This window comes from Kitasatospora saccharophila, assembly GCF_039529925.1.
Classification (GTDB): Bacteria; Actinomycetota; Actinomycetes; order Streptomycetales; family Streptomycetaceae; genus Kitasatospora; species Kitasatospora saccharophila.
This window is the reverse complement of the sequence record NZ_BAAANS010000001.1, coordinates 194,017-207,390: the sequence shown is the minus strand read 5'-3', so window position 1 is coordinate 207,390 and position 13,374 is coordinate 194,017. Positions and strand designations below refer to the sequence as shown.

Sequence of the window (13,374 nt, the reverse complement as noted above, 5' to 3'; positions counted from 1 at the left end):
GATCTCACGCTCCCTCCGCCGCCTTGAACAGGGCGGCTCGCGGGTCGTCCGAGGCGGTGGCCTCGCGGTACTGCTCCAGTGCGTTCAGCGCGTCTCCGGTGACGTGCTTGGGCACCGTGACCTCCACGGTGACCAGCAGGTCGCCGCGGGTGCCGTCCTTGCGGGTGGCGCCCTTGCCGCGGGCCCGCATGGTCAGGCCGTTGGCGCTGCCGGGCGGCAGCTTGAGCTTCACGGCCTGGCCGTTCAGGGTCGGCACCTCGATGGTGCCGCCGAGCGCGGCCTCGGGGAAGCTCACCGGCACGGTGACCGTGAGGTTGTCGCCCTTGCGTCCGAACACCGGGTGCGAGTCGACGTGCACGGTGACGTACAGGTCTCCGGGCTGGCCGCCGCGCTCGCCCTGGGCGCCCTTGCCCTTGAGCCTGATCCGCTGGCTGTCCTGCACCCCGGCCGGGATGCGGACCTGCATGGTGCGGGCCGAGGAGGCCCGGCCGCTGCCGTGGCAGACGGTGCACGGGTCGTCGACGATCATGCCGCGGCCCTTGCAGTCCCGGCAGGGCTCGGAGAGCGCGAAGGCGCCCTGGCCCCGGCTGACGGTGCCCGCGCCGACGCAGGTCGGACAGACCCGCGGAGTGGTGCCGGCCTTGGCGCCGGTGCCGGCGCAGGCGCGGCAGGCGGCCTGGGAGGTCATCCGCAGCGGCACGGTCGCGCCGTCCACGGCCTCCTCGAAGTTCAGCGTGACCTCGGTCTCGACGTCCGCGCCGCGCCGGGGCTGGGCGGCCTGCCGGCCGCCGCGGTTGAACAGGCCGCCGAACACGTCGCCGATCCCGCCGCCGCCCGAGGCGCCCCCGCCGTTGAACAGGTCGCCGAAGTCGAAGCCGCCGGCCGCGCCCGCCCCGCCGGGCCGGAAGCCGCCGCCCGCGAACAGCGAGCGGGCCTCGTCGTACTCCTTGCGGCGCTTCTCGTCGGAGAGCACGTCGTACGCCTCGGAGATGTCCTTGAACCGCTCCTCGGCCTTGGCGTCACCCTTGTTGGCGTCCGGGTGGAACTCGCGGGCCAGCTTGCGGTAGGTCTTCTTGATCTCTGCGGCGGTGGCGTCCTTGGGCACGCCGAGGACCTTGTAGTAGTCCTTCTCCACGTAGTCCTTAGCGCTCATGGCCTTTGACCGCCACCTCCCGGAAAGCCGAAGTTCTGTTGCCTGTCGGCACCGCGGTGCGGTGCCCTGATACGGCGCTGCGGAGCCGGCCGCCGTACTGGACGACGTACGACTCCGCAGCGCACGGGGACTCTACTCAGCTGTCGGACGAACCGTCAGCCTTGTCGCCGTCCGGCTCGCCGGTGGTCTGGGTGCCCGGCTGGGGCTCCGCGACCGCGACCATCGCCGGGCGGATGATCCGCTCGCCGATCCGGTACCCGGGCTGGAGGATCTGCACGCAGGTGTCCTCCGTCACGTCCGACGAGTAGCTGTGCATCAGCGCCTCGTGGATGGTCGGGTCGAAGGGCTCGCCCTCCTTGCCGAACTGCTGCAGCCCGAGCTTGGCGACGACCATCTCCAGCGACTCGGCCACCGACTTGAAGCCGCCGGTCACCTCGCCGTGCTCGCGGGCCCGGCCGATGTCGTCCAGCACCGGGACCAGCGACTCCAGGATGTTGGAGACGGCGATCTCGCGGACGGTGGAGCGGTCGCGCTCGACCCGCTTGCGGTAGTTCTGGTACTCGGCCTGGAGCCGCTGCAGGTCGGCGGTGCGCTCGCCGGCCTCGCGCTTGGCGGCGGCCAGCTCGTCGGCACCGGCACCCGCGACGGCCTCCTCGGCTGCCTTGAGCACGGCCTCCTCGGCGGCGGAGTCGTCGCCGGGCTGCTCGCCCTGCGGCTTCTCCGTCATGCCGCACCGCCCTTGGGCTTCTCGTCGTCGACGATCTCGGCGTCGACCACGTCGTCGTCCTTGGCGCCCGCCTCGCCGGCACCGGCCGCACCGGCCGCCGCGCCCGCGCCGTCGGCCTGCGCGTACAGCGCCGCGCCGAGCTTCTGGGCGGTGGTGGAGACCTTCTCGGTGGCGGTGCGGATGGCCGCGATGTCCTCGCCCTTGAGGGCTTCCTTGAGCTCGGAGATCGCGGTCTCGACCTCGGTCTTGACGTCGGCCGGGAGCTTGTCCGCGTTGTCCGCGATGAACTTCTCGGTCGAGTAGACGAGCTGCTCGCCCTGGTTGCGGGTCTCGACGGCCTCGCGGCGCTTGGTGTCCTCCTCCGCGTAGCGCTCGGCCTCCTCGCGCATGCGGTTGACCTCGTCCTTCGGCAGCGAGGAGCCGCCGGTGACGGTCATCTTCTGCTCCTTGCCGGTGCCGAGGTCCTTCGCGGCCACGTGCATGATGCCGTTGGCGTCGATGTCGAAGGTGACCTCGATCTGCGGCAGGCCGCGGGGGGCCGGCGGCAGGCCGGTCAGCTCGAACATGCCGAGCTTCTTGTTGTACGCCGCGATCTCGCGCTCGCCCTGGTACACCTGGATCTGCACGGAGGGCTGGTTGTCCTCGGCGGTGGTGAAGATCTCGGAGCGCTTGGTCGGGATCGTGGTGTTGCGCTCGATCAGCTTGGTCATGATGCCGCCCTTGGTCTCGATGCCGAGGGACAGCGGGGTGACGTCGAGCAGCAGGACGTCCTTGACCTCGCCCTTGAGCACGCCGGCCTGCAGGGAGGCGCCGATGGCGACGACCTCGTCCGGGTTGACGCCCTTGTTGGCGTCCTTGCCGCCGGTCAGCTCCTTGACGAGCTCGGCGACGGCCGGCATGCGGGTCGAGCCGCCGACCAGGACCACGTGGTCGATCTCGGACAGCTGGATGCCGGCGTCCTTGATCACGTTGTGGAACGGGACCTTGCAGCGGTCCAGCAGGTCGGCGGTGAGCTGCTGGAACTGGGAGCGGCTGAGCTTCTCGTCCAGGTGCAGCGGGCCCTCGGCGGAGGCCGTGATGTAGGGCAGGTTGATCGAGGTCTCCGAGGAGGAGGACAGCTCGATCTTGGCCTTCTCGGCGGCCTCGCGCAGGCGCTGGACGGCCATCTTGTCCTTGGAGAGGTCGACGCCGTGGCCGGCCTGGAAGACCTTCACCAGGTGGTCGACGACCCGCTGGTCCCAGTCGTCGCCGCCGAGGTGGTTGTCGCCGTTGGTGGCCTTGACCTCGACCACGCCGTCGCCGATCTCCAGCAGCGACACGTCGAAGGTGCCGCCGCCGAGGTCGAAGACCAGGATGGTCTGGTCGTCCTTGTCCAGGCCGTAGGCCAGGGCGGCCGCGGTCGGCTCGTTGACGATGCGCAGGACGTTCAGGCCCGCGATCTCGCCGGCCTCCTTGGTGGCCTGGCGCTCGGAGTCGTTGAAGTACGCCGGGACGGTGATGACGGCGTCGGTGACCGTCTCGCCCAGGTACGCCTCGGCGTCCCGCTTGAGCTTCTGCAGGACGAAGGCGGAGATCTGCTGCGGCGTGAAGTCCTTGCCGTCGATGCCGATCTTCCAGTCGGTGCCCATGTGGCGCTTGACCGAGCGGATGGTCCGGTCGACGTTGGTGACCGCCTGGCGCTTGGCGACCTCGCCGACGAGCACCTCGCCGTTCTTGGCGAAGGCGACGACGGACGGCGTGGTCCGAGCGCCCTCGGCGTTGGTGATGACCGTGGGCTCACCGCCCTCAAGAACACTGACGACGGAGTTCGTCGTACCGAGGTCGATGCCGACCGCGCGTGCCATCGTGAATACCTCCGGGGAGAAGTTGAGCAGTACGGACTCAAGGATGCACGACTAATCCGACGGCGTCAACAGCTTTGAGTCCGTTTCGCTCAACTTTACTGAGCGCTTATGTCACGCGGGTCGGGGCGGCTGCTCCGGGCGGGTGAGTCTGGGCTTAGTGACTGCCGCCATACCTTGAACATCTTCTGGTGGAGTGTTAACGAGCGGTAATGTCCGGCGGGTCAGCCCTCCAAGTTACCGACCAGTACACTCTGTGGAGGACTGGGCACCACTGGGAACAAGCCGCTGGAGACGGAGAGCCGATGCAGCTAGCAGCGATCGTCATCTCGCTGGTCACCTTCGTGATCGGCACCGCGCTCGCCGCCCGTGCGGCGCTGTACATCTACAAGGTGGTGCGCACCGGCGCCGCCGACACCACCCGGTTCGGACGGCCCGCGCAGCGGACCGCCACCGTGGTCAAGGAGTTCCTCGGCCACACCCGGATGAACCGCTGGGGCGTCGTCGGCGTCGCCCACTGGTTCGTCGCGGTCGGCTTCTTCTCGCTGGTGCTCACCCTGGTGAACGCCTTCGGGCAGCTCTTCGACGCCGAGTTCGTGCTCCCGGTGATCGGCCACTGGCTGCCCTGGAACGTCTTCGTCGAACTGATCGGCACCCTCACCACCCTGGGCATCCTCACCCTGATGGTGATCCGCCTGCTCAGCCTGCCCTCCCGGGCCGGCCGCAAGTCCCGGTTCGCCGGCTCGATCGCCTGGCAGGCGTTCTACGTCGAGTACACGATCCTCGGCATCGGCCTGTGCATCATGATGCTGCGCGGCCTGGAGGGCGCCCTCGAAGGCGTCGACTCCTACGACCCGGCCTACCTGGTCTCGTACCCGATCGCCGCCGCCTTCCACGGCACCGCGCACGGCACCCTGGTCAACCTGGTCTACCTGTTCGCGATGCTGAAGATCTGCATCTCCTTCGCCTGGGCGATCACCATCGGCGTCAACCCCTCGATGGGCGTCGCCTGGCACCGCTTCCTGGCGTTCTTCAACATCTACTTCAAGCGCGCGGAGGACGGCGGCACCGCGCTCGGCGCGCTGCGCCCGATGACCAGCGGCGGCGCCCCGATCGACTTCGAGGACCCGGCGGACGACGCGGTGTTCGGCGTCTCCCAGGTCGAGCACTTCTCCTGGAAGGGCATCCTCGACTTCTCCACCTGCACCGAGTGCGGCCGCTGCCAGTCGCAGTGCCCGGCCTGGAACACCGGCAAGCCGCTGTCGCCCAAGCTGCTGATCATGAGCCTGCGCGAGCACGCCTTCGCCAAGGCCCCGTACCTGCTGGCCGGCGGCGGCAAGTCCGCTCCGGACGGAGGGCAGGGGTCGGGCGAGGAGCGGGCGACGGCCGAGCAGCTCAAGGACGTCCCCGCGTCCGCGCTGGCCGAGGCCGAGCGCCCGCTGATCGGCACCGCCGAGGAGAACGGCGTCATCGACCCGGACGTCCTGTGGTCCTGCACCACCTGCGGCGCCTGCGTCGAGCAGTGCCCGGTCGACATCGAGCACATCGACCACATCGTCGACATGCGCCGCTACCAGGTGATGATCGAGAGCAGCTTCCCGACCGAGGCCGGGACGATGCTCAAGAACCTGGAGAACAAGGGCAACCCGTGGGGCCTGGCCACCAAGGCGCGGCTCGACTGGGTCAAGGAGCTGAAGAAGGAGACCGGCATCGAGGTGCCGGTGATCGGCGAGGACATCGACCCCGCCGAGGTCGAGTACCTCTACTGGGTCGGCTGCGCCGGCGCCCTGGAGGACCGGGCCAAGAAGACCACCAAGGCGTTCGCCGAACTGCTGCACACCGCGGGCGTGAAGTTCGCGATCCTCGGCAAGGAGGAGACCTGCACCGGTGACTCCCCGCGCCGCCTGGGCAACGAGTTCCTGTTCCAGATGCTCGGCGCGCAGAACGTCGAGACCCTGAACGCCGCGCTGGAGGACGCCCCCACCAAGCGGATCGTGGCCACCTGCCCGCACTGCTTCAACACCATCGCCAACGAGTACCCGCAGCTCGGCGGCCACTTCGAGGTCATCCACCACACCCAGCTGCTCCAGCACCTGATCGACGAGGGCAAGCTGCTGCCGGTCAACCCGGTGGAGGGCCTGATCACCTACCACGACCCGTGCTACCTCGGCCGGCACAACAAGGTCTACACCCCGCCGCGCGAGATCATCGGCAAGGTGCCCGGCCTGCGCAGCGAGGAGATGCACCGGCACAAGGAGCGCGGCTTCTGCTGCGGCGCCGGCGGCGCCCGGATGTGGATGGAGGAGCGGATCGGCAAGCGGATCAACACCGAGCGGGTCGACGAGGCGCTGTCGCTGAACCCCGACATCGTCTCCACCGCCTGCCCGTTCTGCCTGGTGATGCTCTCCGACTCGGTCAACGGCAAGAAGAACGAAGGCGCGGCCAAGGAGCACCTGAAGGTCGTCGACGTCGCCCAGCTGCTGCTGGAGTCGGTCAAGGCCGCCCCGGCCGCCGAGGCGGAGCCGGTCGAGGCCTGACCCCCGCTCAGCTCCCGGACCCCGGACGCCCGCCCAGGCGCCGGGGTCCCGGCACGTGCGGGCGGCCGGGCGCCCGGGGAGGCCCCGGGGAGGTTCCGGGAAGGTTCCGGGAAGGCCCCCGGACGGTTCGGGACGGATCCGGCCGTATCCAGCGCGGGGACGATGTCCTAGCATCGGCCGCATGAGTGCTGACGGGGGAAGACCGGGGCCCGGCGGGCCCGTGCACCTGCCGCCGGTGAGCAGCGCGACGCCCGACTGGGCGGCGCTCGCCGAGGCCCGGGAGCAGGAGGTGCGGCGCCGCCGCCTGCTGCGGATCGGCGGCGGCGCGCTGGCCGTCGCCGTGATCGGCGGCCTGGTGGCCGGCGCCCTGGTGCTGACCCGTTCCCCCGGGGACGACCGGGTCGGGCCCGGCGCCACCGCGTCCGCGCCCCGGGAGAGCGGCGGCAAGGCCACCGGTGCCCCCGCCACGCTGCCCGGGATGGTGCTGGGCGGCAGCACCACGATCGGCCGGACCGAGGGCCACGACGGGCCGACCCTGGTGCTGCACGGCACCGCCACCGGCTGGGCGGACAGCCAGGCCCCGGTGGTCGACACCACCCGCTCGTTCACGGTGTCCGCGGTGGTCCGCAACAACGCCCCGACCGGCGGGCGCGCCGTCGTCACCCAGGGCACCGACACCTACTACTCGTTCTACCTCGGCCGCGACTACTGGGGCACCCGCAACCAGTGGGTGTTCAAGGTGCAGAGCGCCGCCGGGGCCCAGGACACCACCACCTTCCAGGCGTTCAGCACCACCCGCGCCACCACCGGGCAGTGGACCCTGCTCACCGGCGTCTACGACGCGGACGCGAAGAAGATCACGCTGTACGTCGACGGCGTGCCCCAGCAGACCACCGCGGTGAGCGGGATCTGGGACACCACCGGCGGCCTGCAGATCGGCCGGGTCCGCTACAAGTCCAAGTGGACGGACTACTGGGACGGCGCGATCTCGAACGTCCAACTCTGGGACCAGGCGCTCCCGGCGGGCGCCGTGGACGCCCTGAAGGGCTCCGGCGGCACCACCGCGGGAACCACTGCGGAGCATTCCTGGCTCCTGCCGTAACCGGATGCGCCGATTCGTACACCGGATCGACCAGGGGAGTGGCGCTCGGACGCTGTTCGGGCAAATAGAGTATGCGGCGGGACCGGGGAGAGTACCGGTCCCGTCGAGGGCCGTGTCATGCTGCCCCGACCAGTTCACCGAGCGAGCGCACCGGACCCTGTCGTACCGGGCCGCCGGAACTCGACCATGGGAGACATCACATGACCCAGGCGATCATGTTGGTCGGCGGCAAGGGCACCCGACTCCGCCCGCTGACCACCCACACGCCGAAGCCGATGCTGCCCGTGGCGGGCGTTCCCTTCATCGCCCACCAGCTGGCCCGCGCCGCCGCCGCCGGCGTCACCCGGGTCGTGCTCGCCACCTCGTACCTCGCCGACGTGTTCGTCGACCACTTCCAGGACGGCAGCCCGTACGGCATCGAGCTGGTCTACCTCACCGAGGAGGAGCCGCTGGGCACCGGCGGCGCGATCCGCAACGCCGCCTCCGGCCTGACCTGCGGCCCCGACGAGCCGGTGCTGGTCTTCAACGGCGACATCCTCTCCGGCCTGGACATCGCCGCCCTGCGCGACGGGCACCGCGACTCCGGCGCCGACGTCACCCTGCACCTCACCCGGGTGGCCGACCCGCGCGCCTTCGGCCTGGTCCCGACCGACCAGGACGGCCGGGTGCTGGCCTTCCTGGAGAAGCCCGAGACCCCCGAGCAGATCGTCACCGACCAGATCAACGCGGGCTGCTACGTCTTCACCCGTTCGGTCATCGACCGCATCCCGGCCGGCCGCGAGGTCTCGGTCGAGCGCGAGACCTTCCCCGAGCTGCTCGCCACCGGCGCGCTGCTGCGCGGCGTCGTCGACACCTCGTACTGGCTCGACCTCGGCACCCCCGGCGCGTTCGTCCGCGGCTCCGCCGACCTGGTGCTCGGCAAGGTCGACTCCCCGGCCGTCCCCGGCCCCACCGGCGAGGCCCTGCTGCTGCCCGGCTCGGTCGTCGACCCGGCCGCAGTGCTGGGCTCCGGCACCGTCGTCGGCAAGGACGCGGAGATCGCCGCCGGCGCCATCGTCGAGGGCAGCGTCGTGCTGCCGGGCGCCCGGATCAAGGCCGGTGCGTACATCAAGGACTCCATCGTCGGCGCCTACGCCGAGATCGGTGAGCGCTGCTCGCTGGACGGCGTGGTGATCGGCGACGGCGCCGTGCTGGAGGCCGAGAACGAGCTCCCCACCGGCCTGCGGATCGCCTGCGGCACCCGCCTCCCGCTCGGCTCGGTGCGGCTGTCGGCCGGCCCCGGCGGCTGCGAGGCCGGCCTGAGCAACGCCGCCGCGGTGCACGCGCCCGGCGCCCGGGTCAACGGCTGACCCCGAGCACGACCCCTTCGGCGGGGCCGGACCGCAGCGTCACAGGACGGCTGCAATCCGGCCCCGCCGTCATGATCACCCGACGGGGGGTCAGCCCTTGCGGGTACCGTCGAGACGTGGCTGGCAATCGACACGACGACGGACGGGGCGCCGACCCCCGGCACGGCTGGTCGGCACCCCGACCGGGCGCCCCCCAGGGCGACCCGTACCCGGGCGCGCCCACCGGCACCCCCGAGTACTTCACCGCCCCGCACCCCGCCCACCCCGGGCCGTCCGGGCCCGGCGACCAGCCCGGCCACACCCGGGCCTTCGCGATCGGCGAGCAGCCCTACGGCGAGCAGCCGTACGGCGAGCAGCCGTACGAGCCGTACCCGTACGGCGGCCAGGACGGCCCCGGCGGCGGTCACGGCTACGGCGACGGTCACGGCTACGGGGACGACGGGTACGGGGGCTACGAGCAGGGCGGCCACCAGCAGCAGGGCGGCTACGACCAGCGGGGCGGCCACGACCGGGCCCCGGTGGACAACGTCGCCGTCTACCGGGCCGGCGGGCAGGCCGCGCCGCACAGCGGCGGGCCCCGGCTGCCCTGGCGGCAGCTGCTGGTCGGGATCTACCGCAGCCCGAGCGCCACCTTCGACCGGATGCGCGACCACCAGGTGTGGCTGCCCGCGCTGTGCGTGTCGCTGCTGTACGGCGTGCTCGCCGTGTTCGCCATCGACTCCACCTACGACCAGGTGGTGCACTCCACCTTCGCCGTCGCGCTCTGGTCGCTCGGCGGCGCCGCGCTCGGCTTCACCCTGGCCGGCGGGGTGCTCTCCGCGGTCACCTACGCGCTGGCCCGGCAGTCCGGCGGCGACGGCCCCTGGCAGTCCACGGTCGGCCTGGCCGCGCTGATCAGCTGGAGCACCGACGCCCCGCGGCTGCTGCTCGCGCTCTTCCTGCCGGTCGGCAACCCCGTCGTGCAGGCGGTCGGCTGGGCGACCTGGGTGGGCTGCGCGGTGCTGCTCACCATCATGGTGCGCCGGATCCACGACCTGCCCTGGGGCAAGGCGGCCGGCGCGGCCGCGGTCCAACTGCTGGCGCTGCTCGTCCTGATCAAGCTCCCCACCCTGGGCTGAGGCCGCCCGCGGACCGCTCCGGCCGGGGGCCCGCCGGGGGTTTGTAGGGTGGGCTGTCCGGCCCACCCTCACCCTCGCACCCGCCCGGAGCCCGCGCATGAGCCTGCCCACCACCCACGTCAGCTTCCCGGCCGGGGCGGTGACCGGGGAGTCACCGGTCCTCGCCGTGCACGCCCTGCCCGACGGCCGCACCGCGGTGGTCACCGCGGCCACCCCGTTCCACCCCGTCGACCACACCTGGCCCGACCAGCCCGCCGACCACGGCACCCTCACCGTCGACGGCGCCGCCCACCCCGTCGTCGACTGCCTCACCGGCGCGACCGGGCCCGGCGGCGAGTTCACGGTCGGCGCCGACATCCCGGTCCGGCGCGGCGACGAGGACTGGGCCTGGCTGGTGCTGCACGTGCTGCCCGCCGGGGCGCTCGGGCCCGAGGCGGTCGGACGCACCGCGCACCTCGCCGTCGACGCCGAGCGCCGCGCCGCCCTCTCCGCCGCGCACACCGGCTGCCACCTGCTCGCCCTCGCCCTGAACGCCGCGCTCGCCCCGCGCTGGCGCAAGGACCCGGGCCGCGCCGACGCCCTCGGCCACCCCGACTTCGACGGCCTCGCGATGGCCGGCTCGGTGATGGACACCACCGCCAGCACCGACACCTACCGGATCGGCAAGTCCCTGAAGAAGAAGGGCTTCACCACCGAGGCCACCGACACCCTCCCGGACCTCGCCGGGGCCCTCCCCGCGCTCACCGCGGACGTCAACGCCCGCCTCGCCGCCTGGGTCGCCGCCGACGCCCCGGTCCGGATCGACACCCCCGGCCCGGAGCTCACCGCCCGCCGCCGCTGGCACACCGACCTCCCGGAGGGCCCCGCCGACATCGCCTGCGGCGGCACCCACCTGCACCACCTCGGCGAACTCACCGGCCTGCGCAGCACGCTCACCCTCACCGCGGACGGCACCGAACTCGTCGCCGTCACCACCCCCGTCCGCGGCTGACACCCCCGGAACGCACGGAGGGCCGGCCCCGGTTCGGCCGGGACCGGCCCTGGTCACGCGCGACCCGGTCAGACCTGGGTGCGGTGGAAGTTCAGGTGCGAGCGGGACGCCGTCGGGCCGCGCTGCCCCTGGTAGCGCGAGCCGTAGCGCTCCGAGCCGTACGGGTGCTCGGACGGCGAGGACAGCCGGAACAGGCACAGCTGCCCGATCTTCATCCCCGGGTACAGCTTGATCGGCAGCGTCGCCACGTTCGACAGCTCCAGCGTCACGTGCCCGCTGAAGCCCGGATCGATGAAACCCGCCGTCGAGTGCGTCAGCAGCCCGAGCCGGCCCAGGCTCGACTTGCCCTCCAGCCGCGAGGCCACGTCGTCCGGCAGCGTGATCACCTCGTAGGTGGACGCCAGCACGAACTCGCCCGGGTGCAGGATGAACGCCTCGTCGCCCTCCGGCTCGACCAGCCGGGTCAGGTCCGGCTGTTCCTCGGAGGGGTCGATGTGCGGGTAGCGGTGGTTCTCGAAGACCCGGAAGAACCGGTCCAGTCGGACGTCGATGCTCGACGGCTGGACCATCGAGGGCTCGAACGGGTCGATCACGACCCGCCCCTTGTCGATCTCGGCACGGATGTCGTTGTCGGAGAGCAGCACGCCCCGAGCGTACGTGCCACGGGGCGGACGCCCAAAAGCGCCCGCCCCGCGAACCGCTCCCGGTGCCCGGCTACGCCAGCGACTCCACGGCCACCAGCCGCAGCCCGCGCGCCAGTTCGTCCGCCGACAACTGCGAGACGTCCGCCGGCACCGAACTCCGCAACCGCCCGCACCGGGGACACCGCAACAACCGCCCCGGCCCCAGCCGACCCGACTGCAGGTGCTGCATCGGGAACGCGGTCGTACTGAACACGTGCCCCTCGGCACAACGAACCACGGTGCGCTGCTCCATCGGTCCCCTTCCCACACTTCCGCCGACAGCGTCACATTAGGGGATCTACCGGACACCACCCACCCAGGCACGCCGCCACCGGAAACCCTGCGCTCGGCACCCCGCACCATGGGGTACAGTGGTCCTTGATCGGGCCGTCACTGACGGGCCGTCAGATGCGGGTGTAGTTTAATGGTAGAACATGAGCTTCCCAAGCTTAGAGCGCGAGTTCGATTCTCGTCACCCGCTCCATGAGAAAGCCCCAGGTCAGCGACCTGGGGCTTCTTCGTTGTGGGCAGGGGCTGGGCGGCGGGGATCAACTGATCTGCGCTGCTGGGGTGTCGGGGTGGGATCCGGGGCGGTCCGGGACGCGGGGCAGGGTGCGGACGGGGCGGGCGAGCAGGAGGGCGACGGGGGTGAGCAGGGCGACCAGGGTGCCGGCGGCGAGGACGTGGCCGGGGCCGAAGGCGTGCGCGGCGGGTCCGGCCAGGGCGGAGCCGAGCGGGTAGAGGCCGACCGAGCCGGCCACCTCGTAGGCGTGGACGCGGTTGAGCACCTCGCCGGGCACCTGGGTCTGGACGACCGTGGACCACATCACGCCCCAGACCCCGAGGCCGGCGCCGACCAGCACCTGGGCGGCGGCGAGCAGCCAGACCGGGGCGTGCAGCAGGAGGGCGAGGGGGTAGAGCGGGTAGGCGAACATGGCGACCGCACCGGCCGCGAGCGGGCGCCCGGGCTTGTAGCGGATGGCGAGCAGGCCGCCGGCCACCGTGCCCGCGCCGAGCGCGCAGTTGACCAGGCCGAACGCGGTGGGGCCGTGGGTGGGCACCACGACGCCCGCGGCGAGCGAGAGTTGGGGCCCCCAGGCGAGGACGGCGTAGACCATCCAGATCAGGATCACGCCCCAGAGCCAGCTGCGGGAGCGGAACTCGTGCCAGCCGACGGCCAGGTGGTGCCAGAGCGAGTGCCCGGCGGGCGGGGCCGGGACCGGCCCCAGCCGCAGCGCGAACAGGCAGCCGGCGCTGGTGGCGTAGGCGAGCGCGGACAGCGCCATCACCCAGCCGGTGGAGCCGAAGCCGACCAGGACGCCGGCCAGCGCGGGCCCGCCCAGGCCGGTGATCGCCTCCGAGGTGCGCAGCACGCCGTTGGCGCCCTGGACGTCGCGGGAGACCAGCGGGACGGTCGAGGAGGCGCCGGGCTGGAACAGGGCGTTGGCGGTGCCCGCCACCGCGAGCAGCGCGTACAGCTGCCAGAGCCGGTCGACGCCGTGCCAGAACAGGACGGCCAGCAGGACGTGCGCGGTGAGGTTGGTCAGGTCGGCGATGATCATCATCCGGCGGGCGGTGAACCGGTCGGCGAGGACGCCGCCGAACAGCACCAGCCCGGCGAACGGGGCGATCAGGAAGGCCATCGCGTAGCCCGCCGTGTCCAGGCCGCGGCCGGCCGAGAGCAGCCCGGCCGAGACGGCGACCGGGAGCATCGCCCAGCTGAGCAGGCCCGCGCTGCGGGCGGTGAAGTAGCGGCGGAAGTTCCGCGACCAGATGGCGGGTTCGGGAGCGGCCGGGGCCGCGGTCGCGGGGTGGTCGGTCAGACTGGCGGGCACGGCGGGGTCAGCCCTTCGGGGTGGAGGAGGAGCGCACG

The 13,374-nt window shown here is 72.0% G+C and carries 10 protein-coding genes, 1 tRNA gene and 1 pseudogene; 6 read left to right on the top strand and 6 right to left on the bottom strand.

Going from position 1 to position 13,374, the window contains the following annotated elements; all coding sequences use genetic code 11:
• Positions 1-4 precede the first annotated feature (4 nt).
• The 3 genes from dnaJ to dnaK all read right to left on the bottom strand — a co-directional run bounded on the left by dnaJ (position 5) and on the right by dnaK (position 3,724).
• Positions 5-1,153 (bottom strand): molecular chaperone DnaJ, encoded by a 1,149-nt coding sequence (gene dnaJ, locus ABD345_RS01040; RefSeq protein ID WP_344549715.1) that lies wholly within the window; start codon positions 1,151-1,153, stop codon positions 5-7.
• A gap of 136 nt (positions 1,154-1,289) precedes the next feature.
• On the bottom strand, positions 1,290-1,880 hold the full coding sequence (gene grpE / locus ABD345_RS01035) for a nucleotide exchange factor GrpE (protein WP_344549714.1): 591 nt from the start codon (positions 1,878-1,880) through the stop codon (positions 1,290-1,292).
• The gene (dnaK, locus tag ABD345_RS01030; RefSeq protein WP_344549713.1) at positions 1,877-3,724 is read right to left on the bottom strand and encodes a molecular chaperone DnaK; all 1,848 of its coding nucleotides are present in this window, start codon (positions 3,722-3,724) and stop codon (positions 1,877-1,879) included. Before dnaK ends, grpE begins: the two co-directional genes overlap by 4 nt.
• A 302-nt stretch (positions 3,725-4,026) precedes the next feature.
• Between dnaK and ABD345_RS01025 the strand changes: the two genes are divergently transcribed.
• The 5 genes and pseudogenes from ABD345_RS01025 (at position 4,027) to ABD345_RS01005 (ending at position 10,818) form a co-directional block, all read left to right on the top strand.
• Positions 4,027-6,258, top strand: a complete 2,232-nt coding sequence (locus tag ABD345_RS01025) for a (Fe-S)-binding protein (protein ID WP_344549712.1) — start codon at positions 4,027-4,029, stop codon at positions 6,256-6,258.
• 181 nt (positions 6,259-6,439) lie between these two features.
• The gene (locus tag ABD345_RS01020) at positions 6,440-7,360 is read left to right on the top strand and encodes a LamG domain-containing protein (RefSeq protein ID WP_344549711.1); all 921 of its coding nucleotides are present in this window, start codon (positions 6,440-6,442) and stop codon (positions 7,358-7,360) included.
• A gap of 200 nt (positions 7,361-7,560) precedes the next feature.
• A pseudogene (gene manB / locus ABD345_RS01015) lies at positions 7,561-8,634 on the top strand (mannose-1-phosphate guanylyltransferase); the annotation flags it as partial.
• 191 nt (positions 8,635-8,825) lie between these two features.
• Positions 8,826-9,827, top strand: a complete 1,002-nt coding sequence (locus ABD345_RS01010; protein ID WP_344549710.1) for a Yip1 family protein — start codon at positions 8,826-8,828, stop codon at positions 9,825-9,827.
• Positions 9,828-9,924: 97 nt separating this feature from the next.
• Entirely contained in the window at positions 9,925-10,818 is an 894-nt protein-coding gene (locus ABD345_RS01005; RefSeq protein WP_344549708.1) for an alanyl-tRNA editing protein, read from the top strand.
• Positions 10,819-10,886: 68 nt separating this feature from the next.
• Here ABD345_RS01005 and dcd read toward each other — a convergent pair whose 3' ends face one another.
• Together dcd and ABD345_RS00995 are read right to left on the bottom strand one after the other, a co-directional pair.
• Positions 10,887-11,462 carry a dCTP deaminase gene (gene dcd / locus ABD345_RS01000; protein WP_033250362.1) on the bottom strand — a complete coding sequence of 192 codons (576 nt, stop codon included), beginning with the start codon at positions 11,460-11,462 and terminating at the stop codon, positions 10,887-10,889.
• Between the two features lie 70 nt (positions 11,463-11,532).
• Positions 11,533-11,754, bottom strand: coding sequence for a hypothetical protein (locus ABD345_RS00995; protein ID WP_344549707.1), 222 nt, complete (start codon positions 11,752-11,754; stop codon positions 11,533-11,535).
• A gap of 157 nt (positions 11,755-11,911) precedes the next feature.
• Between ABD345_RS00995 and ABD345_RS00990 the strand changes: the two genes are divergently transcribed.
• Positions 11,912-11,985: transfer RNA gene (locus ABD345_RS00990), tRNA-Gly, on the top strand.
• A gap of 64 nt (positions 11,986-12,049) precedes the next feature.
• On the opposite strand, the gene ABD345_RS00985 is transcribed toward ABD345_RS00990, so the two are convergent.
• Positions 12,050-13,336, bottom strand: coding sequence for an MFS transporter (locus ABD345_RS00985; protein WP_344549706.1), 1,287 nt, complete (start codon positions 13,334-13,336; stop codon positions 12,050-12,052).
• Between the last annotated feature and the right edge of the window lie 38 nt (positions 13,337-13,374).

Coding starts and splice junctions, on each gene's coding strand:
- ABD345_RS01020 (WP_344549711.1), top strand. CDS start 6,440: ATGAGTGCTGACGGGGGAAGACCGGGGCCCGGCGGGCCCGTGCACCTG.
- ABD345_RS00995 (WP_344549707.1), bottom strand. CDS start 11,754: ATGGAGCAGCGCACCGTGGTTCGTTGTGCCGAGGGGCACGTGTTCAGT.
- dnaJ (WP_344549715.1), bottom strand. CDS start 1,153: ATGAGCGCTAAGGACTACGTGGAGAAGGACTACTACAAGGTCCTCGGC.
- ABD345_RS01005 (WP_344549708.1), top strand. CDS start 9,925: ATGAGCCTGCCCACCACCCACGTCAGCTTCCCGGCCGGGGCGGTGACC.
- dnaK (WP_344549713.1), bottom strand. CDS start 3,724: ATGGCACGCGCGGTCGGCATCGACCTCGGTACGACGAACTCCGTCGTC.
- ABD345_RS01025 (WP_344549712.1), top strand. CDS start 4,027: ATGCAGCTAGCAGCGATCGTCATCTCGCTGGTCACCTTCGTGATCGGC.
- grpE (WP_344549714.1), bottom strand. CDS start 1,880: ATGACGGAGAAGCCGCAGGGCGAGCAGCCCGGCGACGACTCCGCCGCC.